The organism is Humibacillus xanthopallidus (assembly GCF_044793955.1).
In the GTDB taxonomy this organism is placed as follows: domain Bacteria; phylum Actinomycetota; class Actinomycetes; order Actinomycetales; family Dermatophilaceae; genus Humibacillus; species Humibacillus xanthopallidus_C.
Window position 1 is genome coordinate 1,295,591 of record NZ_CP084995.1, and the last position, 21,956, is coordinate 1,317,546.

The 21,956-nt window shown below is 72.2% G+C and carries 19 protein-coding genes and 1 tRNA gene; 14 read left to right on the plus strand and 6 right to left on the minus strand.

What is annotated here, in order from left to right; genetic code table 11:
* Positions 1-11: 11 nt before the first annotated feature.
* Positions 12-977, plus strand: a complete 966-nt coding sequence (locus tag LG278_RS05900) for a helix-turn-helix transcriptional regulator (RefSeq protein WP_404391874.1) — start codon at positions 12-14, stop codon at positions 975-977.
* A gap of 61 nt (positions 978-1,038) precedes the next feature.
* Here the strand turns inward: LG278_RS05900 and ppc are convergent, their stop codons facing one another.
* A complete protein-coding gene (gene ppc, locus LG278_RS05905; RefSeq protein WP_404391876.1) occupies positions 1,039-3,876 on the minus strand; it encodes a phosphoenolpyruvate carboxylase in 2,838 nt (945 codons plus the stop codon).
* Between the two features lie 170 nt (positions 3,877-4,046).
* Between ppc and rsmI the strand changes: the two genes are divergently transcribed.
* Complete coding sequence (gene rsmI, locus LG278_RS05910; RefSeq protein ID WP_404391878.1) at positions 4,047-4,877, plus strand: 16S rRNA (cytidine(1402)-2'-O)-methyltransferase; 831 nt, start codon at positions 4,047-4,049, stop codon at positions 4,875-4,877.
* Between the two features lie 115 nt (positions 4,878-4,992).
* Positions 4,993-5,418 (plus strand): OsmC family peroxiredoxin, encoded by a 426-nt coding sequence (locus LG278_RS05915; RefSeq protein ID WP_404391880.1) that lies wholly within the window; start codon positions 4,993-4,995, stop codon positions 5,416-5,418.
* A 204-nt stretch (positions 5,419-5,622) separates the two neighbouring features.
* Here LG278_RS05915 and LG278_RS05920 read toward each other — a convergent pair whose 3' ends face one another.
* Positions 5,623-6,051: an SRPBCC domain-containing protein gene (locus LG278_RS05920; RefSeq protein WP_404391882.1), complete on the minus strand. Its 429-nt coding sequence runs from the start codon at positions 6,049-6,051 to the stop codon at positions 5,623-5,625.
* Between the two features lie 80 nt (positions 6,052-6,131).
* Here LG278_RS05920 and metG point away from each other — a divergent pair, with 80 nt between their 5' ends.
* The 7 genes from metG to LG278_RS05955 all read left to right on the plus strand — a co-directional run bounded on the left by metG (position 6,132) and on the right by LG278_RS05955 (position 14,682).
* On the plus strand, positions 6,132-8,060 hold the full coding sequence (metG, locus tag LG278_RS05925; protein ID WP_404391884.1) for a methionine--tRNA ligase: 1,929 nt from the start codon (positions 6,132-6,134) through the stop codon (positions 8,058-8,060).
* Positions 8,057-8,938 (plus strand): TatD family hydrolase, encoded by an 882-nt coding sequence (locus tag LG278_RS05930; protein ID WP_404391886.1) that lies wholly within the window; start codon positions 8,057-8,059, stop codon positions 8,936-8,938. The genes metG and LG278_RS05930 overlap by 4 nt, the downstream gene beginning before the upstream one ends.
* Before the next feature lie 185 nt (positions 8,939-9,123).
* Positions 9,124-10,275 carry a ubiquitin-like domain-containing protein gene (locus tag LG278_RS05935; RefSeq protein ID WP_404391888.1) on the plus strand — a complete coding sequence of 384 codons (1,152 nt, stop codon included), beginning with the start codon at positions 9,124-9,126 and terminating at the stop codon, positions 10,273-10,275.
* Between the two features lie 116 nt (positions 10,276-10,391).
* Positions 10,392-11,297: a 16S rRNA (adenine(1518)-N(6)/adenine(1519)-N(6))-dimethyltransferase RsmA gene (gene rsmA, locus LG278_RS05940; RefSeq protein WP_404391890.1), complete on the plus strand. Its 906-nt coding sequence runs from the start codon at positions 10,392-10,394 to the stop codon at positions 11,295-11,297.
* Between the two features lie 9 nt (positions 11,298-11,306).
* Complete coding sequence (locus tag LG278_RS05945; protein ID WP_404391892.1) at positions 11,307-12,257, plus strand: 4-(cytidine 5'-diphospho)-2-C-methyl-D-erythritol kinase; 951 nt, start codon at positions 11,307-11,309, stop codon at positions 12,255-12,257.
* 102 nt (positions 12,258-12,359) lie between these two features.
* Positions 12,360-14,228: an ABC-F family ATP-binding cassette domain-containing protein gene (locus tag LG278_RS05950; RefSeq protein ID WP_404391894.1), complete on the plus strand. Its 1,869-nt coding sequence runs from the start codon at positions 12,360-12,362 to the stop codon at positions 14,226-14,228.
* 43 nt (positions 14,229-14,271) lie between these two features.
* On the plus strand, positions 14,272-14,682 hold the full coding sequence (locus LG278_RS05955; protein WP_404391896.1) for a VOC family protein: 411 nt from the start codon (positions 14,272-14,274) through the stop codon (positions 14,680-14,682).
* A 38-nt stretch (positions 14,683-14,720) separates the two neighbouring features.
* Here the strand turns inward: LG278_RS05955 and LG278_RS05960 are convergent, their stop codons facing one another.
* A complete protein-coding gene (locus LG278_RS05960; RefSeq protein ID WP_404391898.1) occupies positions 14,721-15,245 on the minus strand; it encodes a MarR family winged helix-turn-helix transcriptional regulator in 525 nt (174 codons plus the stop codon).
* Positions 15,246-15,299: 54 nt separating this feature from the next.
* On the opposite strand from LG278_RS05960, the gene LG278_RS05965 reads away from it, so the two are divergent.
* Both LG278_RS05965 and LG278_RS05970 read left to right on the plus strand, forming a co-directional pair.
* Positions 15,300-16,184: a methyltransferase domain-containing protein gene (locus tag LG278_RS05965; protein WP_404391900.1), complete on the plus strand. Its 885-nt coding sequence runs from the start codon at positions 15,300-15,302 to the stop codon at positions 16,182-16,184.
* Positions 16,185-16,472: 288 nt separating this feature from the next.
* Positions 16,473-18,242 carry a sigma-70 family RNA polymerase sigma factor gene (locus LG278_RS05970; RefSeq protein WP_404391902.1) on the plus strand — a complete coding sequence of 590 codons (1,770 nt, stop codon included), beginning with the start codon at positions 16,473-16,475 and terminating at the stop codon, positions 18,240-18,242.
* A gap of 148 nt (positions 18,243-18,390) precedes the next feature.
* Here the strand turns inward: LG278_RS05970 and LG278_RS05975 are convergent, their stop codons facing one another.
* A complete protein-coding gene (locus LG278_RS05975; protein ID WP_404393549.1) occupies positions 18,391-18,996 on the minus strand; it encodes a TetR/AcrR family transcriptional regulator in 606 nt (201 codons plus the stop codon).
* Between the two features lie 207 nt (positions 18,997-19,203).
* Here LG278_RS05975 and LG278_RS05980 point away from each other — a divergent pair.
* Positions 19,204-19,285 (plus strand) — tRNA-Gln (locus tag LG278_RS05980).
* A gap of 91 nt (positions 19,286-19,376) precedes the next feature.
* Here the strand turns inward: LG278_RS05980 and LG278_RS05985 are convergent.
* Positions 19,377-19,880 (minus strand): hypothetical protein, encoded by a 504-nt coding sequence (locus tag LG278_RS05985; protein ID WP_404391904.1) that lies wholly within the window; start codon positions 19,878-19,880, stop codon positions 19,377-19,379.
* A 197-nt stretch (positions 19,881-20,077) separates the two neighbouring features.
* Between LG278_RS05985 and LG278_RS05990 the strand changes: the two genes are divergently transcribed.
* Positions 20,078-20,542 carry a response regulator transcription factor gene (locus LG278_RS05990; protein WP_404391906.1) on the plus strand — a complete coding sequence of 155 codons (465 nt, stop codon included), beginning with the start codon at positions 20,078-20,080 and terminating at the stop codon, positions 20,540-20,542.
* Here LG278_RS05990 and LG278_RS05995 read toward each other — a convergent pair.
* The gene (locus LG278_RS05995; protein ID WP_404391908.1) at positions 20,516-21,934 is read right to left on the minus strand and encodes a sensor histidine kinase; all 1,419 of its coding nucleotides are present in this window, start codon (positions 21,932-21,934) and stop codon (positions 20,516-20,518) included. The two genes, LG278_RS05990 and LG278_RS05995, sit on opposite strands and share 27 nt — an antisense overlap.
* Positions 21,935-21,956: the final 22 nt, after the last annotated feature.

Here is a 21,956-nt window from a genome sequence, read left to right on the forward strand (position 1 = left end):
ATGCTGGAGCCGTGTCCGAGACGATGGAGGGTGGCCCGACCGCCCGCACGCTGCGCCTGCTCGACCTGCTCCAGAGCCGTCCGGTCTGGAGTGGCACCGAGCTGGCCGAACGACTCGGTGTCACGACCCGCAGCGTGCGCCGCGACATCGACCGGCTGCGCGAGCTCGGCTACCCCGTGCGGGCCACCCACGGCTCCGGCGGCGGCTACCAGCTCGGTGCCGGACGTCGCCTCCCGCCGCTGTTGCTCGACGACGACGAGGCCGTCGCGGTGGCGGTGTGCCTGCGCCTCGCCGCCGGCGGCACGATCGAGGGCCTCGGCGAGGCCGCGGTGCGCACCCTCGCCAAGCTCGACCAAGTGCTCCCGGCGCGGTTGCGCTCACAGGTCGAGGCCATCCACGAGGCCACCGTGACGCTCGACGCGTCCGCCCCGTCGGTCGACGCGCGCACGCTGCTGCTGCTCGCCCGCGCCTGCCGCGAGACCGAGCGCGTCACCTTCAGGTATGCCGGCCCGCGGGGTGAGGGGGAGCGCCGCATCGAGCCCTACCGCCTCGTCGCCACCGGACGCCGCTGGTATCTGCTCGCCTGGGACCTCGACCGTGAGGACTGGCGCATCTTCCGGCTCGACCGCATGACCGAGCCGGCCACCAACGGCTGGCGCTTCCGCCCCCGCGAGGCGCCGGACGCCGCCGACTTCGTGCGGAGGGCGATCACCGTCGGTGCCTACGACCACGTGGCCAGGGTGCGCATCGCGGCACCGAAATCGGTGGTGGAGCAACGACTTCCGTCGTCCGTCGGCACGGTGACGGCCGACGGACGATCGCACTGCATCCTCGAGGCCGGCGGGCAGCACCTCGGCGCCATGGCGATGCACCTCGGCGCCCTGCCGTGGGAGATGGAGGTGCAGGACCCGCCGGAGCTGCGCGAGATCATGCGCGAGCAGGCCGCCCGGATGCTCCGCGCCACCCGCGAAGGCTGATCCCAGTGAGGTGACGCGGCCACTCGAGGGTCGAGGGGCCTCGTCGTCACGCGGGTCGGGGTCAGCCGGTGTTGCGCAGTCCTGCCGCGATCCCGTTGATCGTGAGCAGCAGCGCGCGCTGCACGTCGGGGTCGGGATCGGCCTCGTCGGGCACCGACCGCGACCGCGCGAGCAGCGAGGTCTGCAGGGCGTGCAGCGGCGCGAGATAGCTGTCGCGCAGCTCGAGGGTGCGGCGCAGCGTCGGGGCCGACTCGAGCAGCGCCGACTGCCCCGTCACGCGCAGCACCTCCTCGAGCGTGCGCGCGTGCTCCTCGCGGATGGTCTCGAAGAGCCCGGCCACCTCGGCCGGCACGAGCTCGTGCACGTAGCCCGCCGCGATGTCGAGGTCGGTCTTGGCGAGCGTCATCTGCACGTTGGACAAGAAGGTGCGGAAGAACGCCCACGAGCCGTACATCTCGCGCAGGGTGCCGCCGCGGCCGTCCTCGCGCGCCGCCGCGAGGCCCGAGCCGACGCCGAACCAGCCGGGCAGGATGATCCGCGACTGCGTCCACCCGAAGACCCACGGGATGGCGCGCAGGTCGTCGAGCCCGCCCTCGCCGCCGGGGCGCTTGGCCGGGCGCGAGCCGATGTTCATCTTGCCGAGCTCGTCGACGGGCGTGGCCGACACGAAGAAGGGCACGAGCCCCGGGTCGCGGACGAGGCCGCGGTAGGTGCGCTGCCCGCTGGCGGCGACGAGGTCCATCGTGCCGTTCCAACCGTCGAGCACGTCCTGGGGCAGCAACGACGTGCGGTGCAGCACCGAGGCTTCGAGCACCGCGGCCAGGGCGACCTCGAGGTTGAAGCGGCCGAGCCCGGGCAGGGTGTACTTGTCGCTCAGCACCTCGCCCTGCTCGGTGATCTTGATCGGCCCGTCGAGGCTGCCGTAGGGCTGCGACAGCACGGCCTCGCCCGTGGGGCCGCCGCCACGGCCGACCGAGCCGCCGCGGCCGTGGAAGAGCCGCAGCACGACCCCGTGCCGTCGTCCGACGTCGCGCAGCGCCCGCTGCGCGCGGTGGATCTGCCACTGCGACGCCGCGATGCCCGCGTCCTTGGAGCTGTCGGAGTAGCCGAGCATGATCTCCTGCACGTCGCCCCGGGCGGCGACGACGCGGCGGTATGCCGGGTCGCTGAGGAGGGCGTCGAGGAGCGGTCCCGCTGCCTCCAGCTCCGCGACCGTCTCGAAGAGCGGGGCGAAGCCGATGCGGGCCGATGCGGGCGCGGTCTCGGAGCCGGTGTCGACGAGGCCCGCCTCGCGGGCGAGCACGACGACGGCGAAGAGGTCGTCGATGTCGTGGGTCATCGACACGATGTAGGTCTCGACGACCTCGGGCCCGTAGGTGTCGAGCGCCGTGCGGATCGTGCCGAGCAGCTCGAGCGACGCCGAGGCTGCCACCCCCAGGTCGGCGACGCCCGTGCCCGTCAGGGGTCGCCTCGAACCCAGCTCGCGAGAGAGGAGGGCGATGCGTGCGGGACGGTCGAGCGCGGCATACGGCGTCTCGAGCTCCCCGATGCGCTCGTAGAGGTCGGCGAGGGCGGCATGGTGCTTGTCGCTGTGCTCGCGGATGTCGAGGGTCGCGAGGCCGAGCCCGATCGCCGTCGCCGTGCGCGTGAGCCTCAGGATCGAGCCGTCGGCCGTCAGCTCGTCGCCGCCGGCGCGCATGGAGTCGCGGATGAGCACGAGGTCGGCGAGCAGCTCGTCGAAGCCGGCGTAGTCGCGGCCGGGCTCGTGGGCGGTGCCGTGGGCGAGCCGGTCGCGGGTGCGCAGGAGGCGCACGCGGACGAAGCTGAGCTTGAGGCGGTAGGGCTCCTCGGCGTTGAGCCGCTTCACCGCGGTGTAGGTGATCGGCAGCGCCTCGGCGTCGCGCTCGAGGCTGGCACGCAGCTCGTCGGTCACGCGGACGACCCGGGTCGAGGACGACAGCTCGGAGAGCAGCTCCTCGACGCGGGCGACGAGTTCGCGCAGGCCGGCGTCGTGCTGCAGCCCGATGACCTCGAGCGTGACGGCGGGGGTGACGTTGGGGTTGCCGTCGCGGTCGCCGCCGGCCCAGGCGCCGAAGCGGAGCGGCCGGGCCTCCGGTGGCAGCTCGATGCCGATCGAGCCGAGGGTGCGGTCGAGCTCGGCGAGCAGGTCGGGCACGACGCTCGAGGCGATGGTGTGGAGGTAGTAGATGGCGGTGCGGGCCTCGTCGGTGGGCTCGGGGCGCACGATGCGCAGCTCGTCGGTCTGCCACAGCAGGTCGACGAGCTCGGCGAGGCGGCGCTGGAGGCGCGGCAGCTCGGCGGGCGGGCGGCGGGGGTCCTCGATGGCCTGCACGGTGTCGGCGATGCGCCGCAGCAGATCGGTGACGGAGCGCCGAGTCGCCTCGGTCGGGTGCGCGGTGAAGACGGGGCGGTACTCCAGCCGCTTCAGCACGTCGACGAGCAGGTCGCGGTCGAGGCTGCCGTCCTCGAGCGCCCCGCCGATGCGGCCCACCGCCGAGGCGAGGGGACCCTCCTCGACAGCGGTGACCTCCTGCCAGCGGTGCAGCTGCTCGGTGACGTTGACGAGCTGGAAGTAGGCGGTGAAGGCGCGGGCGAGCACGACGGCCGTCTTCGCGTCGACGCCGGCGAGGGTGGCGCGCAGCTCGTCGTCCTCCGGCTGGCGGGCGAGGCGGCGCACGCGCTCGACGAGCTCGAGCAGCTCGGGTCCCTCGTGGCGCGTCAGGGCCTCGCCGAGGAGCGCGCCGAGCTGACGCACCGACGCGCGCAGGGCCGTGTGCTGCTGCGCGGAGGAGACGCCGGACGCGAAGGTCGCGACGTTGGGCTCACGGCGGTCGGCCTCGATCAGCTGCTCGGTGGTGGTGCGGGCCTGGTTGGTCATGGCTCAAGTCGTATCGCGTGCAGGTTTCGTCGGCGTTTCACGTTCCAGCATCGGGACACCGCCGTTGAGGGACAGCTGACGCCCTCTCGCCGCAGGCGTGAGCGTGCGGCGGGTCGTGACAGGTCCGAAGGTGCGTCAACCGTCCCCCGACCGGCTGCGAGGATGGCGCCATGAGCACCGGCACCCTCGTCCTCGCGGCCACCCCGATCGGCGACCCGCGCGACGCGGCGCCCCGGCTCGGGCAGGAGCTCGCCACCGCCGACGTCGTCGCGGCCGAGGACACCCGCCGGCTCAAGCGGCTGCTGACCGCGCTCGAGGTCGCGCCGACGGGCCGCGTCCTCAGCTATCACGAGCACAACGAGGCGGCTCGCACCCCCGAGCTCGTCGAGCGGCTCCTCGCGGGTGAGCGCGTCGTCGTCGTCACCGACGCCGGTATGCCGTCCGTGTCGGACCCGGGATACCGCCTCGTCGCCGCCGCGGTGGAGGCCGGCATCCGCGTCACCTGCGTCCCCGGACCGAGCGCGGTCCTCATGGCGCTCGCCGTCTCGGGGCTCCCGGTCGACCGCTTCGCCTTCGACGGCTTCCTGCCGCGCAAGGCCGGGGAGCGCTCGCGGGTGCTCGCAGAGGCCGCGCAGGAGCGGCGCACCCTCGTCTACTTCGAGGCGCCGCACCGGCTCCCCGAGACCCTCGAGGCGATGGCGGAGGCCTTCGGCCCGACCCGCCGCGCCGCGGTCTGTCGCGAGCTGACCAAGACCTACGAGGAGGTGCGTCGCGGCACGCTCGCCGAGCTCGCCGCGTGGGCGGCCGAGGGCGTGCGGGGCGAGATCACCGTCGTCGTGGCGGGGGCCGAGCGGGTGGTCACGTCCGTCGAGGACGCGCTGGACGGCATACGGGCGCGGGTGGCTGCGGGGGAGCGACTCAAGGACGTCGCCGCCGACGTGGCGAGCCGCACAGGGCTGTCCAAGAAGGCGCTCTACGACGCTGCGGTCGCCAAGGCCTGACGGCAGCCCCTTGTCAGAGCTGTCAGCCCTTGTCAGAGCCGACGGCAGCGGCTTGGCTGGAGGGCGAGGGGCGAGCAGCCCCGACCGACGCACGACTTCACTGGAGGATCAGCACATGGCAGCCATCCGCAACGCCTCGGCCCACTGGGAGGGTTCCCTCATCGAGGGCGCCGGCAAGGTCACCTTCGAGTCGTCCGAGCTGGGCACCCACGACGTCACGTGGGCGGCGCGCGCGAACGAGTCGAACGGCCTGACCAGCCCAGAGGAGCTCATCGCCGCCGCACACTCGACGTGCTACTCGATGGCCCTGTCCAATGACCTCGCGAAGGCCGGCAACCCGCCCGAGGCGATCGACACCAAGGCGGCCGTCACCTTCGTGCCCGGCACCGGCATCACCGGCGTCGCGCTGTCGGTGACCGGCAAGGTGCCCGGCCTGACCGCCGAGCAGTTCGAGGAGGCGGCGCAGGCCGCCAAGGAGGGCTGCCCCGTCAGCCAGGCGCTCAAGGTGCCGATCACGATCGAGGTCAGCTTCACCGAGTGAGCGTTGTGGGACGGATGACGCACCTTCAACGCGGCCGGCCCCGCACGTCGTGCTCAGCCGCACGGGTCAGCTCAACGAAGGTGCGTCATCCGTCCCCGCCGCAGGGGTATGCCGTCCGGCTGAGCCAGCCGGACGGCATACCTGGGCACAGGGCGGGTCAGGAGGGGTCGGCGCCGCCTCCACGTGGAGGTAGGATGGCTGCGGTCAGGCCTCGGCGGTCTGCTTGAGGCTCTCGAGCATCTGCTGCCAGTTCTGCGAGAACTGGTCGGCCTGCTCCTGCGAGTCGTTGCCGTCCTGCTCGAGCGCCACGGTGGTGCGGCCGTCCCTCGTCGGAGTCAGCGTCCAGGTGACCGTGTGGTAGTTCTCGGGCCGGTCCTCCTTCCCGAGGAGGGGGCTGTAGTGCGTCACCCTGAGCCGGCTCTGCTCCTCGACCTCGAGCACCTCGCCCTTGTCCTCGTAGGGCTTGCCGTCCATCTCCCCCTGCCAGGTGATCGGGCTGCCCACCTGCCAGTCGGTCGTCAGGGTGGTGCCGAGCATCCAGGACCGCACCTGCTCGGGATCGGTGAGGGCCCTCCACACGGCGCTCCGGGGCGCCTTGACGATGACCTCTGCTCGTGCCACGTGACCAGTCATCCATCCGTCCTACTCCTCCCGCTCGGCCGGCGCCAGATCTCGTGCGCGGCGGGGTCGGGCGCCCGCCTAGGATTCAGCGCATGAGTCATGTCCTGTCTGCCGTCGCCTGGCCGTACACCAACGGTCCGCGCCACATCGGCCATGTGGCCGGTTTCGGCGTGCCCTCCGACGTCTTCAGCAGGTTCATGCGGATGGCCGGCCACGACGTGCTCATGGTCTCGGGCACCGACGAGCACGGCACGCCGATCCTCGTCCTCGCCGAGGAGGAGGGCCTGCGCCCGCAGGAGCTCGTCGACAAGTACAACGCCGTCATCGCCCAGGACCTCGCCGACCTCGGCCTCTCCTACGACCTCTTCACCCGCACCACGACGCGCAACCACTACGCCGTCGTGCAGGAGATGTTCCGCCAGGTGCACGCCAACGGCTACATGATCGAGCAGACGACCCGCGGGGCGATCAGCCCGTCGACGGGTCGCACGCTGCCCGACCGCTACATCGAGGGCACCTGCCCGATCTGCGCCTTCCCCGAGGCGCGCGGCGACCAGTGCGACAACTGCGGCAACCAGCTCGACGCCGACGAGCTGATCAACCCGCGCAGCAAGATCAACGGCGAGACGCCGGAGTTCATCGAGACCCAGCACTTCTTCCTCGACCTGCCCGCGCTCGCCGGCGCGCTCGAGGAGTGGCTCGACGGTCGCGAGGCCTCGGGCACGTGGCGCCCCAACGTCATCAAGTTCAGTAAGAACCTCCTCAAGGACGTGCGCCCCCGCGCGATGACCCGCGACATCGACTGGGGCATCCCGATCCCGCTCGAAGGCTGGGAGGAGGACCCCACCAAGCGCCTCTACGTGTGGTTCGACGCCGTCATCGGCTACCTCTCGGCCTCGATCGAGTGGGCCCGCCGCACCGGAGACGCCGATCGCTGGCGGGAGTGGTGGAACGACCCGGAGGCGGTGTCCTACTACTTCCAGGGCAAGGACAACATCACCTTCCACAGCCAGATCTGGCCGGCCGAGCTGCTCGGCTACGCCGGCAAGGGCGCCAAGGGGGGCGAGCCGGGCGAGTTCGGCGTGCTGAACCTCCCGACCGAGGTCGTGGCCTCCGAGTTCATGACGCTCGAGGGCAAACAGTTCTCGACCTCGCGCAAGCACGTCATCTACGTGCAGGACATCGTCGCGCGCTACGGGCCCGACCCGATCCGCTACTTCATCTGCGCGGCGGGTCCCGAGAGCCAGGACGCCGACTTCAGCTGGGCCGAGTTCGTCCAGCGCAACAACAGCGAGCTCGTGGCGGGGTGGGGCAACCTCGTCAACCGCACCGCGGCGATGATCGCCAAGAGCTTCGGCGAGATACCGCAGCCGTATGCCGTGGAGCCCGTCGACGAGGAGCTGCTGGCCACCGTCGCGGCGGGCTTCGACACCGTCGGCGCCTCGCTCCGGAGGCACCGCCAGAAGGCGGCGCTCGCCGAGGTGATGCGCATCGTCGGCGAGGCCAACGCCTACGTCAGCAAGACCGAGCCGTTCAAGCTCAAGGGCGACGACCAGCGCGAGCGGCTCTCGACCGTGCTGCACACGCTGGTCCAGGCCGTCTCAGATATCAATACGCTCATCTCACCGTTCTTGCCGCACGCCGCCAACCGGGTGCACGCCGTCCTCGGCGGGGTGGGCGAGTTCATGCCGATGCCCCGTCTCGAGGTCGTGCGCGACCTCGACGACGACGTCCGCACCTACCCCGTCATCACCGGTGACTACTCGGCGACGCCGCGCTGGGAGCGGCGCCCGGTCGTCGTCGGCACGCCGATCGCCAAGCCCACCGGCGTCTTCGTCAAGCTCGACCCCGAGCAGGTCATCGAGGACGAGCGCGCCCGCCTGGGCGACTCTGCTCCGGGGGGCACTCGTCACCACACCGACCCGCTCGCCGACCCGAAGATGGGTGCGCCGAAGCGCCCCGACAGTGCGAGCGAGTCCGTCTCACGCGTCCCCGGCACCGATGAGGCGCCCAGCGCATGAGCCCCCACGCGTCGGGCCAGCGGGGACTGCCGGACACGCTGCCCGACCCCCTGCCGATCGACGTCGTCGACAACCACGTGCACCTCGACATCACCCGCGAGGGCGACGAGCCCTTCGGCGTCGACGAGGCGGTGCGGCGCGCCCGCGCGGTCGGTGTCACCCGCCTCGTCCAGGTCGGTTGCGACCTCGAGGGGATCCGCTTCACGATGGACGCCATCGAGCGGCATACCGAAATCGTGGGCGGAATCGCCTTGCACCCCAACGAAGTTCCGAGACTCGCCGCGGCAGGGCGGCTCGAGGACGCCTATGCCGAGGTCGAGAGGTGCGCGGCGCACGACCGCATCCGCGTCATCGGCGAGACGGGCCTCGACTACTACCGCACCGGCCCGGAAGGGGTGCCGATCCAGCAGGACGGCTTCCGGTGGCACATCGACCTCGCCAAGCGCCTGGGCAAGGCCCTGCAGATCCACGACCGCGACGCGCACGACGACGTGCTGCGCATCCTCGACGAGGAGGGCGCGCCCGAGCACACGGTGCTGCACTGCTTCTCCGGCGACCTCACGATGGCTCGCGAGTGCGTCGAGCGCGGCTACTACCTCAGCTTCGCGGGCACCGTGACCTTCAAGAACGCCAGGCCGCTGCGCGACGCCCTGACCGCGATCCCGCTCGACCGCGTGCTGGTCGAGACCGACGCGCCCTACCTCGCGCCGGCGCCGCACCGGGGGGCGACGAACGCGTCGTTCCTCGTCCCGGTGACCCTGCGGGCGATGGCCGGTGTGCTCAACATCGACATGCCGACGTTGTGCCGCGCGGTGTCCGACAACAGCGAGCGCGTCTACGGCCCGTGGGACGCGGAGCGAATCGGGCAATCCGCCTAGCGCACCCCCAGATCGGGCGTCCAGCGGGGAGGGCTGCCGTTACCGAAATTTGACCTAACCGTCGGCGATCCGCCACATTGGGTGACTGTTGGCCGGATGCCGCCCCGCATCGACCTCCCCCCGACGGCGTGTGGAGGAGCGATCGAGAGCGCGTTGCACCCGGATCGTTCGACGTTCGGAGCACTGTGCTTTCTCGCAACATCAAGATCATCGCCGCCACCGGCGCCGCCGTCATCCTGACTGGCGGAGCCGTGGGCGCCACCCAGCTCGACAAGGCCGTGAACCTCTCGGTCGACGGCACCTCGACCGCGACCCACGTCTTCGGCACCACCGTGGGCGACCTGCTCGACAGCGAGGGCATCGCCGTCAAGCCGGGCGACGTCGTCGTGCCGGCCGTCGACGCCCCGCTGCGCGACGGTGACAAGGTCATCGTGAAGTACGCCCGCACGCTGACCATCACGGTCGACGGCAAGACGCGCACGGTCAACACGACCGAGACGACCGTCGACGGCGCGCTGCTCGCGCTGGGCGTCCGCGGTGAAGGCGCCCGCCTGTCGGTGTCGCGTTCGCAGACGATCGGTCGTCAGGGCCTGGCCCTCACGGTCGTCACGCCGAAGTGGGTCACCGTGACGGTCGACGGCAAGACGACGACGAAGACGATCACGGCTGCCACCGTCGGCGAGGCCCTTGGGCAGCTCGGCGTGACCCTCGGCAAGGCCGACAAGGTCAACCCGCCCGTGACGACCCCGCTCACCGCCGGCATCAAGGTGGCCGTTGAGCGCTTCACCACCAAGGACGTCAAGCGCACCGAGGCCATCGGCTACTCGACGAGCAAGAAGAAGTCGGCAGACCTCTACACCGACCAGACGAAGGTCGCCACCAAGGGTGTTGCCGGCGTGCGCACGATCACCGAGCGCCGCACCCTCAAGGACGGCAAGGTCGTGTCGACGAAGGAGATCTCCTCCGTCGTGACGAAGAAGCCGGTCAATGCCGTCGTGCTCGTCGGCACGAAGAAGCGCCCCGCGCCCGCCCCCGCGCCGGCCCCCCGCACGACGACGACCACGACGACCGGTGGCGGCTCGACCTCCGGCGCCGGCATCAACCTCGCCCGCGCCGCCATGTGGGACTCCATCGCCCAGTGCGAGTCGGGCGGCAACTGGTCGATCAACACGGGCAACGGCTACTACGGTGGCCTGCAGTTCCTCACCTCGACGTGGCTCTCCAGCGGTGGCGGCGACTTCGCCCCCCGTGCCGACCTCGCGTCGCGTGCGGAGCAGATCACGGTCGCCAACCGGCTCTACGCCAAGGCGGGCACCAGCCCGTGGGGTTGCGCCTGATCGTCCCCTGATCACCTCCTGATCGAAAGAGCAATTCGCCCGCCCCACCGGGGCCGCGAGCAGGTCTCCTGTCTCCGGGCGGATTGCTCTTTCGATCGTGGCCCTAGGGTGTGGGCATGACGAAGAAGGGCGACGCCGACAGCGTGCCCGCGGTGGCCGATGCCGTGCTGCTCGGGCCCGCGCAGGTGCGCGCGCTCGCCGAGCGTCTCGAGGTGCGCCCCACCAAGCAGTGGGGCCAGAACTTCGTCGTCGACCCCAACACCGTGCGCAAGATCGTGCGGGTGGCCGGCGTCGGACCCGATGACGTGGTCGTCGAGGTCGGCCCTGGTCTCGGGTCGCTCACGCTGGCGCTGCTGCCCGTCGTGCGCCACGTGACCGCCGTCGAGGTCGACCCGCGGCTCGCGGGCGCGCTCGAGGAGACGGTGCGCGATCTTCAGCCCGGCAACGTGCACCGGCTGCGGCTCGTCGCCGCCGACGCGCTCACGGTGACCAGCCTGCCCGGGCCCGACCCGACCGCCCTCGTCGCCAACCTGCCCTACAACATCTCCGTGCCGGTCGTGCTGTCCTTCCTCCAGCACTTCCCCTCGCTCCAGCGGGTGCTCGTCATGGTGCAGCTCGAGGTGGCCGAGCGTCTCGCCGCCAAGCCCGGCAGCAAGACCTACGGCGTCCCGAGCGTCAAGGCCGCGTGGTACGGCGACGTCGAGCTCGCCGGCAAGGTCGGGCGCACCGTCTTCTGGCCGGTGCCCAACGTCGACTCCGGCCTCGTCTCGCTCGTGCGTCGCGACCCGCCGCAGACCACGGCCAGCCGGACCGACGTGTTCCGCTGCATCGACGCGGCCTTCGCGCAGCGCCGCAAGTCCCTACGGGCCGCGCTGTCAGGGTGGGCCGGCTCGGCTACGCGGGCCGAAGCGGCCCTGGTGGCGGCCGGCATCGACCCCCGCACCCGCGGTGAGCAGCTCGACATCGTCGCCTTCGCGCGCATCGCCGAGGCGGCGACGGCGCTCGACGCGCCCGGCACGTAGGGTGACCGCATGACCGTCGCCCCGACTCTGCCCGGTGCGGTCACCGTCCGTGCGCCAGCCAAGGTCAACCTCGAGCTGCGCGTCGGACCCCGGCGTGCTGACGGCTTCCACGACCTCGCGACCGTCTTCCAGGCCGTGTCGCTGCACGACGAGATCTCGGTGACCCGGTGGGACGAGTGGCAGGTCGTGCCCGCGGGCACGTATGCCGCGCTGATCCCGACCAACGGTGACAACCTCGCCGTGCGTGCCGCCCGGCTCGTCGCCGAGCAGTGGGACGTCGACGAGAAGCTCTCGATCCGCATCGACAAGGACATCCCCGTGGCGGGGGGCATGGCCGGCGGCTCGGCCGACGCCGCCGCGACCCTGCTCGCCTGCGACCAGCTGTGGGGCCTGGGGCTGATGCGCGACGAGCTCGCCGAGCTCGCCGCCTCGCTCGGCAGCGACGTGCCGTTCCCGCTCACCGGTGGCAACGCCATGGGATCGGGCCGCGGCGACCAGCTCGCCCCGGTGCTCGCCCGTGGCACGTTCCACTGGGTCTTCGCGATCAGCGACGTGGGCCTGTCGACGCCGGCCGTCTATGCCGAGTGCGACCGCCTGCGTGACGAGAGCGGCAGCGCCACCGAGGTGCCCGAGCCGCAGGTGAGCTCCGAGCTGATGGCGGCCCTGCGCAGCGGCGACCCCGCCTCGCTCGGAGCAGCCCTGCACAACGACCTCGAGCCCGCGGCCTTCTCGCTGCGCCCGGACCTCAAGGAGCTGCGCGACGCCGGCGTCGAGTTCGGGGCTCTCGGCGGCATCGTCTCGGGGTCGGGGCCGACCGTCGCCTTCCTCACCGAGAGCCACGAGGCCTCGCTCGACCTGTCGGTCTCGCTCGCGGCCGCCGACCTCTGCCGCGACCTGCGCCGGGCCAAGGGCCCCGTGCACGGAGCGCACGTCGTCGGCGCCCCCCGCTCCACCGACTGACCCCATCGACAGAGCACGATCGAAAGAGCAATCCGCGCTCTCTCGATCGTCTGGCGGGCGGATTGCTCTCTCGATCGGGGGACGGCATAGAGTCGGGTCGCCATGGCTAACCTCGTTTCCCTCGAACGCGTCTCGCTCGTCTTCGGCACGGCGCACGTGCTCGACGAGGTGAGCCTCGGCGTGCAGACCGGTGACCGCATCGGAGTCGTCGGCGTCAACGGCGGCGGCAAGTCGACGCTGCTGCGCGTCATGGCCGACCTGCAGGAGCCCGACTCGGGCCGCATCACCAAGCAGGGCGGCGCTGACGGCATCCACATCGGCATGCTGTCGCAGGTCGACGCGCTCGACCCGGCCTGGACCGTGCACGAGGCCGCGCTCGGCGACCGTCCCGAGCACGTGTGGGCCGGCGACCCCCGCATCCGCGACGTGCTCGACGGGCTCCTCGGCGGCACCGGGGCCGAGGGCATGGGCGGGCTGGGCAGCCTCGTCGGACCCAAGTCGGGCGGTGAGCGCCGTCGCCTCGCACTAGCCCGCCTGCTCGTCGCCGACCCCGAGCTGCTGCTGCTCGACGAGCCGACCAACCACCTCGACGTCGAGGGCGTCGCCTGGCTCGCGCACCACCTCGCGACCCAGCGCCCGCGCCCGGGCAACGCGACCGTGGCGATCACCCACGACCGCTGGTTCCTCGACGCCTATGCGACGACGACCTGGGAGGTCGAGGCCGGAGGCGTCACCGCCTTCGAGGGGGGGTATGCCGCCTACGTCCTCGCGAAGGCCGAGCGGGATCGTCTCGCCGGGCTCGCAGCCGACCGCCGCTCCAACCTCATGCGCAAGGAGCTGGCCTGGCTGCGCCGCGGACCGCCGGCGCGCACGAGCAAGCCCAAGTTCCGCATCGACGCAGCCAATGCCCTCATCGCCGACGAGCCGCCCCCGCGCAACAGCGTCGAGCTCGCGTCGTTCGCGAGCCGCCGCCTCGGCAAGGACGTGCTCGACCTCGAGGACGCCACCGTGCTGCTCGGCGACCCGCCGAGCCAGCGGCTCCTGCTCGACCACGTCACCTGGCGACTCGCGCCGGGGGAGCGGGTCGGGATCGTCGGCGTCAACGGCGCCGGCAAGTCGACGCTGCTGCGCGCCCTGACGGGTGAGCTGCCCCTGGCGAGCGGGAGGCGCAAGATCGGCAAGACGGTCGCCATCGCCTTCCTCACCCAGGAGGTGCGCGAGCTCGAGCGCTTCGAGCAGTGGCGCGTCATCGAGGCCATCGAGGACGTCAAGCAGTGGACGACCTTGGGCGGCAAGGAGATCAGCGCGAGCCAGCTCGCCACCCGGCTCGGCTTCCCCGGCGGCCGCCAGCAGTCGCGCGTGAGCGACCTCAGCGGTGGTGAGCGGCGTCGCCTGCAGCTGACCCGGCTGCTCCTCACCGAGCCCAACGTCCTCATCCTCGACGAGCCGACCAACGACCTCGACATCGAGACGTTGACCTCGCTCGAGGACGTGCTCGACGGGTGGGCCGGCACCCTCATCGTCGTCTCGCACGACCGCTACCTGCTCGAGCGGGTGTGTGACCACCAGCTCGCCCTGCTCGGAGACGGCAAGCTGCGTGACCTCCCGGGTGGGGTCGAGGAGTACCTCCGCCTCCGCGAGGCCATGCGGTCGCGCGCGAGCCGGCCGGACGGCATACCTGCTGGGCGTGGCGGTGGCGGTGGCGCTGGCGCGGCGAGCGCCGCGTCCCCGACGACTCCGGAGGCCGTGGCGAACCCGGCGCAGGTGCGCGAGGCGCGCAAGGTGATGGCGCGCGTCGAGAAGCAGCTGACCCGGCTCACCGAGCGGGAGGAGCGGCTGCACCACGACATGGCCGAGAAGTCGACCGACCCGACGGCGCTCGCCGACCTCACGGCGCGGCTGCGGGAGATCGTCGACGAGCGTGAGGTGCTCGAGCTCGAGTGGCTGGAGGCCGCCGAGGTCGTCGGCTGAGCGACCTCTTGAAAGTATCTTGATGTCAAGATACTTTGGTGGCATGGAGATGCGGCTGCACCACGTCCAGGTGTCCGGTCCGGCGGGCTGCGAGGACGCCATGCGCGCGTTCTACGTCGGCGTGCTCGGCATGAGCGAGATCGACAAGCCGGAGCGGTTGCGCGCCCGCGGGGGCGCGTGGTTCCGGGCCGGCTCGGCGGAGGTGCACGTCGGCATCGAGGAGGGCTTCGCCCCGGCCCGCAAGGCGCACCCCGGTCTGGCCGTCACGACTCCCGGTGGCCTCGACCGGCTCGCAGAGGCGGTCGAGGCCACCGGGGCGCCCGTCACGTGGGACGACGCCATCCCCGGTCTCCGGCGCTTCCACACGAGTGACCCCGTCGGCAACCGCCTCGAGTTCCAGGAGGCGCGGGAGTCGCGGCAGTCGGCCCCCTCGCAGCAAGGGGCCGACGGGTGAGCGGGGAGAGGCCGTGCAGGCCTGGTGCGGCAGGTCGCTCAGCCCGACCCGGCCGAACGCGACTCGAGCGGTGCCAGCATGCGCCGCAGCAGTCGGGCCAGCTCTTGCCTGTCGGCGGCCGACAGCTCGGAGAGCAGCGACTTCTCCTGCTCGATGAGGTCGGCCATCGCCGAGTCGACGACGTCACGCCCGGCCGGGGTCAGCCGCACGAGCACTCCTCGGCGATCACCCGGATCGGGGCGGCGCTCGACGTAGTTGCTGCGCTCGAGCCGGTCGACCCGGTTGGTCATCGTGCCCGAGGTCACGAGCGTCTCCTGCACGAGCTGTCCGGGAGACAGCTCGTAGGGCTCGCCCGCGCGCCGCAGCGCCGAGAGCACGTCGAAGGCCCAGCCCTCGAGCTGGTGCTCGGAGAAGGCGGAGCCACGAGCGAGGTCGAGCCGCCGGGCGAGGCGCGAGACCCGCGAGAGCACCTCGAGGGGGCTGACGTCGAGGTCCGGTCGCTCGCGGCGCCAGGCGGCGACGATCACGTCGACGTCGTCGCGGCGTTCCGGGTCCTTCGCCATGCCACCAACTCTAGCCACCATCAAGACTCTTGACATCAAAAGAACGGGACCCTCATGACGACCTCCGACGCACCGGCCACGCCACCTCACGAGCCGGCCGACGTGCCGAGCCACGACGCGAGCCACGACGCCAGCCGTGACTCGAGCTGGGACCCGGCTCAGTACGCCGTCTTCGGTGACCACCGCGGCCGCCCCTTCCACGACCTGGTGGCGCGCGTGCCGAGTGAGAGACCCCGCGTCGTCGTCGACCTCGGCTGCGGGCCGGGCGATCTCACGCTGACCCTCGCCGACCGCTGGCCGGGCGCCCGCGTGGTCGGCGTCGACAGCTCCCCCGAGATGCTGGCTCGGGCCCGCGAGACCGACCTCGTCGGGCGGGTGGAGTGGGTCGAGGCCGCCGCCGAGACGTGGGACCCCACCACCCACGGCGCCCTCGACGTGCTCGTCACGAACGCCACCCTCCAGTGGGTGCCGACCCACCTGCGCCTGCTGCCCCGCTGGCTGGGCGCGCTGGCGCCCGGGGGCGTGCTGGCGATGCAGGTGCCGGCCAACTTCGACGCCCCCTCCCACCGGCTCATGCGGGAGGTCGCCGCCCGCCACCCGCGCGCCGACGACCTGCGCGCGGGGCTCGATCGCGCCGACGCCGTCGCGCGACCCGAGACGTATGCCGCCCTCCTCCTCGCGCACACGCGCGACGTGGACGTGTGGCAGACGACCTACCTGCAGGTGCTCGCCGCCGAGCCGGACGCGCCGCACCCGGTGCTCGAGTGGGTGCGGAGCACGGGCCTGCGCCCGGTGCTCGGTGTGCTGACCGACGACACCGAGCGCGAGGCCTTCCTCGCCACCTACGAGGGTGAGCTCGAGGCGGCATACCCCCGGCGCGACGGAGTCGTGCTCTTCCCCTTCACGCGGACCTTCGCCGTGGCGCGGATGCCGGGCTGACCCCGCAACTGCTGCCCGAAAGTCCGTCATGAAACGGCAGCGCCGACGTCTCATGGGGGACGACACCGTCGCGCTCCCGCTTCGTCAGGGGAGGGATCGCGACCTGACGAGGGCGGGGCCTGACGGGGCCCGACCTGCCCGAGGGGTGTCGAGCGCGGTTCGTCCCTTCGCGTGGTCTCGTGGAGGGGATCATGCGGAGGGACGCAACCGTGGCGGTGCCCCGCTCGACGCCCGCTGCCGGGTGTTGGCACACTGGGGCCGCCCGGGCGCCCACCCGAGTGCCGGCCCGTGACCTCATCGACGCGCGTCCGGCTCCGTCGAGACACCCCCGAGGAGACGCTCGTGTCGGCCGAGACGGCTCTGTGGTCGAGGGAGTCCTGGGAGTCGGCACCCGACGCAGCCCTGCTCGACCAGGCGCGCGAGGGCTCGGCGGAAGCCTTCGGGGAGCTGTGGAGACGGCACCTGCCCGCTGCCCACGGGGTGGCCGGCAAGCACGGCGGACGCACGCCGCCCGAGGACATCGTGGCCGAGGCCGCGACCAAGGTCTTCACCCTCCTGCAGGCCGGCCGCGGGCCCGACGAGCACTTCCGCGCCTACTTCCTCACGACCGTGCGCACCGTCGCCGCGGACCACACGCGTCGCGAGCTGCGGGCCGTCCCGGTGGCCGACGACGACCTCGAGCTGCTCGTCGACCCGGCTGCGGCGGCGGACGACGAGGCCAGCGGGGCCGGCGGGGTCGGCGACTCCGAGCTCTTCGACACCGAGCTCGTGCGCACCGCCTTCTCCGGCCTGCCCGAGCGAGACCAGCAGGTGCTGTGGCACACGACGGTTGAGGGCGAGGCGCCACGCGTCGTCGCCCCCAGGCTCGGCATGACGGCCGGAGCGGTCAGCTCGCGGGCCATGCGGGCGCGGGAGTCGCTGCGCGCGGGCTACCTCGACGCGTATGCCGAGCGGTGCCTCGCGCACGCCGAGTCACGCGAGTGCACGTGGACCATCGAGCGGCTCGGCCGCCTCGTGCGCGGTCGGCTCCCGCGGCGCCAGACCCAGCGGGCCGAGGCGCACGTGGCCACCTGCCCGCACGCCGCGGCCGTGGTCGCCGACCTTCAGGAGATCTATCGGGGCTTCCCCGCGCTCATCGTGCCGCTCGTGCTCGCAGCCGGGTTCGGCACGTCGGGACTAGCCGCGGCCCTGGGCTTCGCCGGTGCGGGTGCGGGTGCCGCCGGGGCCGGAGCGGCAGCGCTCGCCGGCATGGGGGAGGTGCCCGCCGCGACGGGTGGGGCCGCTGGGGCCGCAGCTGGCGCCGGTGCGGGGCTCGGAGGTGCGGTGGTGTCGGAGTCGAGCCAGCTCGCCACGCGCCTCGCCGTCGTGCTCGCGGGCGGAGTCGTCGCGCTCGGTCTCGTCGCGGCAGCCCTGACCTCGGGCGGGTCCGACGCTCCAGCACCGCCGGTGGCGGCGTCGACCGCATCAGTGGCACCGACCGCATCGGCTGGACCGACGGCATCCACGGCGACGTCATCCGCGGCGACTCCTCCGGTGACCTCGACCGCAACCACGGCGGCAACCACGCCGACGACCGGCGCGGCCACGGCAGCGCGCCCGACGAGCGCGGGGCCGGCCCTCACCGGAGCCCCCGCCCCGTCGCGCTCCGCGTCGGCCGCCCCGAGCGCAGCCCCGACCAGCGTGCCCCGCGCGACCGCCACTGCGGTGGATCCGGCGCCGGCCCCGCCGACGTCTGCGCCGGGGGTGCCTCCAGCCACTGGGGTCGCAGCCCGACTGCTCGGCACCGGCGACCCGAGCCGCATCTCCCTGCGCGTGCCGGCCGCCTCGACCGGCGGGTCGCTGACCGTGAGCGTCTCGACCGTGGGCGGTGCCGGGTCGCTCACGGCCGCCAACCGCACCTTCGACTGCACGCAGAGCGCGTCGTCGAGTCTCACCTGCGTCGGCGAGGGCGGGCAGATCCAGCTCCTGCAGTCGGGCACGGGCGGCGCGGTGGCCCTCCTCGTGCGGGTGCGCGACGCCTCGGGAGCGGTCACGCAGTCCGTCGTCGTCCCGTCCTGAGGACGCCCAGAGGCCCGCGTCGGGCTTGGCGCGCCAGACCACGCCGCGCCGCGCCGGGCCGCGCCGGGCCGCGTCGGGCCCCGCCGATGACCGACTGAGCTCGCCAGCGATCGCCGGCCGCACGGCATACCCCATCGGGGTGGTGCCCTCAGCGGCGAGGCACGCTGATGAGGCGAGGGGTGCGGTCGAGACCGGAGAGCCCGTTCCACGCGAGGTTGACGAGGTGCGCCGCGACCTGGTCCTTCTTGAACTTGCGCTGCTCGAGCCACCACTGACCCGTCAGCGCCACCATGCCGACGAGCATCTGCGCGTGGATCGGGGCCGACTTGGGGTCGAGCCCGCGCTGCTTGAAGGCGGAGGCGAGCAGGTGCTCCACCTGGCTCGCGACTTCGCCGAGCACGCTCGCGAAGGACCCCGTCGACTGGCCGGGGGGCGAGTCGCGCACGAGGATCCGGAAGCCGTCGGGGTCGGCCTCGATGTAGTCGAGCAGCGCCAGGGTGGCGTGCTCGAGCAGCAGCCGCGCGCCCTCGCCCTCGTCGAGCGCGGCGTTGATCCCCCCGAGCAGCGCCTGGATCTCGCGGTCGACGATGACCGCATAGAGGCCCTCCTTGCCGCCGAAGTGCTCATAGACGACCGGCTTGGAGACATTGCCCTTGGACGCGATCTCCTCGACGGTCGTGGCCTCGAAACCCTTCTCGGCAAAAAGCTTGCGACCGACGCTGATGAGCTGCTCACGGCGCTCCGGACCAGTCATCCGCGCCCGGGGTCGCCCCCGCTCGGCTCGGTCGGATCGCTCGGCTCGGTCGGCAGTCACATCGACCATTGTGCCGTCCGTGCGCAGCGCACCGTGGCTGCACCGTGGCGGCGCCGTGGCAGCGCCGGGTGGGGCGTGGCCGGCGGCCGGACTGCACTACCCTGTGGTGGTCCCGAGAGTGGGTCGCGTGTGCGGCCCGGGTGACGTTCCCCGGTTGGTCTGTCGGCAGGGCCCGCCTGACTTTGAATCAGGACAAGCGACGTAGGTTCGACTCCTACCCGGGGAGCCACGCCAGCGCGTCGAGCAGGGGCGCTGGCCTGCTCGACGCGGTGACGGGGGCGCTGGTGCGTGGCTTCGGTGGCCCGCGGCGGGTCAGCGGGTCACAGGCGGCGGCACTGGTCTTCCTTGTTGCCGCCGACGACGTTGCCCCAACCGGTGGGAGCCGGCACGTTCTCCTTGCACTGCAGGTTGCCGTTGACGGTGTTGTAGGTGAAGCGCTGGGTGCCGGCGTTGGTGAAGGACTGGATGTCGCCCGTCACCCGGTTGCGGTCGAGGTAGGCCTGCGATCCCTGCTTCACCTGGATGCTGCCGCCGACCTGGCTGCTGACGACGCGGACCGACCGGTGCCCCTCCGCCTGGACGTTGCCGATGACCCGCACCGACGTGGCCGACAGGGTGGCGCCCTGCTCGACCTTGATGGTCCCCTTGACGTAGGTGCGGGTGAGCGTGCACGTCGCCCCGGCGGGCACGCGCAGGTTGTCGACCGTCACGGCGCCGAGCGAGCCTCGGCAGATGCGCTCCTCGGCCGCGGCGGGTGATGCGGCGACCAACGCTCCGGCGACCGCCATGGCCGACGCCAGCAGCACGTGTGTTCCTCGTTGCATGACTCACACCCTTCTTCTCTGGGCCCGCCCTGACTGGGCTTGGAGGGCCACGGGACCACCGTCGGCCCGGCGCATGACGAAGGCATGAGAGTCCGATGACAGGGCTCTCATGGGCGGTGCCCCGATGCGCCCAAAACACCTGCCACAGGCGGAGATCCGTCTTAGTGTTCTCTCATCGCTCTTGCTGAGGGGGTTGGATGTCCGGCGCCACGCGCCCCCCGGTGATCGTCCTCGAGGACGATCCCCTCATTGCGGCCTTCATGTCGAAGGCCCTGCGCAAGAGCGGCCACGTCGTCGAGTGCTTCGACCGCGGGCTGGCGGTGCTCGAGCGGGTGCAGGGCGACCCCTCGGCGCTGCTGCTGCTGGACCTCGGACTTCCCGACATCGACGGACTGGAGGTGCTGCGTCGGTTGCGGGCGTCCGGGTCGACGATGCCGGTCATCGTCGTGACCTCGCGCAGCGACCCCGGTGACCGCGTCGAGGCACTCACCTTGGGAGTCGCCGGCTACGTCGTCAAGCCGTTCCCGCTCGCTGAGCTGCTCGCCAGCGTCGAGGCGGCCGTGGCGGCGATCCCGCCCGCCGGCTCCGTCGCGGGCGCCCCCGGGCCCACTGCACCAACCGGGCCGGGCGGTCCGTCAGCCCCCCCGGGGCTCAACCGGTAGCTCGATCTCGAACCGGGCACCGCGCCCGGTGCTCGAGTCCGTCACCCGTGCGGACCCGCCGTGGGCCTCGGCGATGGCCCTCACGATCGAGAGGCCGAGCCCGGAGCTGCGGCCGCCGGAGCTGCGGGCGAAACGCTCGAAGATCCGCTCACGGTCCTCGGGCGCGACGCCCGGCCCGTCGTCCTCCAGCCAGACCCGCACGGTCTGTCCGCTGAGCGCGGACCCCAGGCTCACCCGGGTGCCCGGAGGCGTGTGCTGGCAGGCGTTGGCGGCCAGCTGGGTGACGGCCTGGGTCAGCCGCTGGCCATCGGCCACGACCCGGCCCTGACCCACGTCGACGAGCTGCCAGTCCCGGGCACAGAGGACGGAGGTCTTGCGGAAGACGTCGTGGGTCCATTCGGACAGCTCGAGCGGGCCGATGTCGAGGAAGTCGGGCCGCTCCGCACGGGCGAGGGTCAGCAGGTCCTCGACCATCCGGTTCATCCGGTCGATCTCGTTGGTGATGAGCTTGGTCGTCTCGGCCCGCTCCTGCTCGTCGTCCTCTAGGTCGAGCAGCTCGAGGTGCCCCCTGATGACGGTCAGGGGGGCTCGCAGCTCGTGGCTCGCCTCGTCGAGGAAGCGGCGCTGGTTGCCGAACGAGGACTCCAGACGGCCGATCATGTCGTTGAAGGCCATGGCGATCCGCGAGGCCTCGTCCTGCCCACGCACGGGGATGCGCTGCGAGAGATCGGTGTCCGAGATGAGCCGGGCCGTGTCGGCGAGGCTGCGCAGCGGTCGCAGCACCCGCCCGGCAAGGCCGTAGCCGATGGCGGTCGCGATGAGGATGGTCACGGCGAGGATCAAGGCCTGCGTCGTGACCGCGTCATCGATCTCGGCGCGCTCGGACCGGGGCAGGTTGACGGCGACGAAGTGGCCGCGGCTCCCGCCGACGTCGATGGGGTTGACGATGTAGCGCACGTCTCCCGCCGCGGTGTTGAGACTCCCCTCCCGCAGCGCGGTCTGCGACAGCCAGAAGTCGATCGGCTGGCTCAGCTCCTCCTCCGTCAGCGCCTCGGAGTCCGCCTCGGCCTGGTAGAGCCGGCCGTCGATGAAGGTCAGCAGCGTCTCGCCCTCGTCAGGCACCTCTCGCGCGAAGTAGAGGTCGAACACCGCGGCGAGATCACCCCCGAAGGCCGATCCTGTCGTGGGGTTCGTGCCACCAGCGAGGAGCCTGAACTCCTCGACCTCGCGCGTCAGCGCCGTGTGGATCTCGACGTCGAGCCGCTCCACGAGCACGTTGCGCAGCAGCACGAGCGACACGCCCGCCGAGCCCGCGAGCAGGACCGCCATGGCGGCCAGGATGCGGAGCCTCATGTTGCCGAACAGCCGTTGTGCGCGGAGCAACTCTGGCATCTCCGGAGCGTAGCTCCGGAGA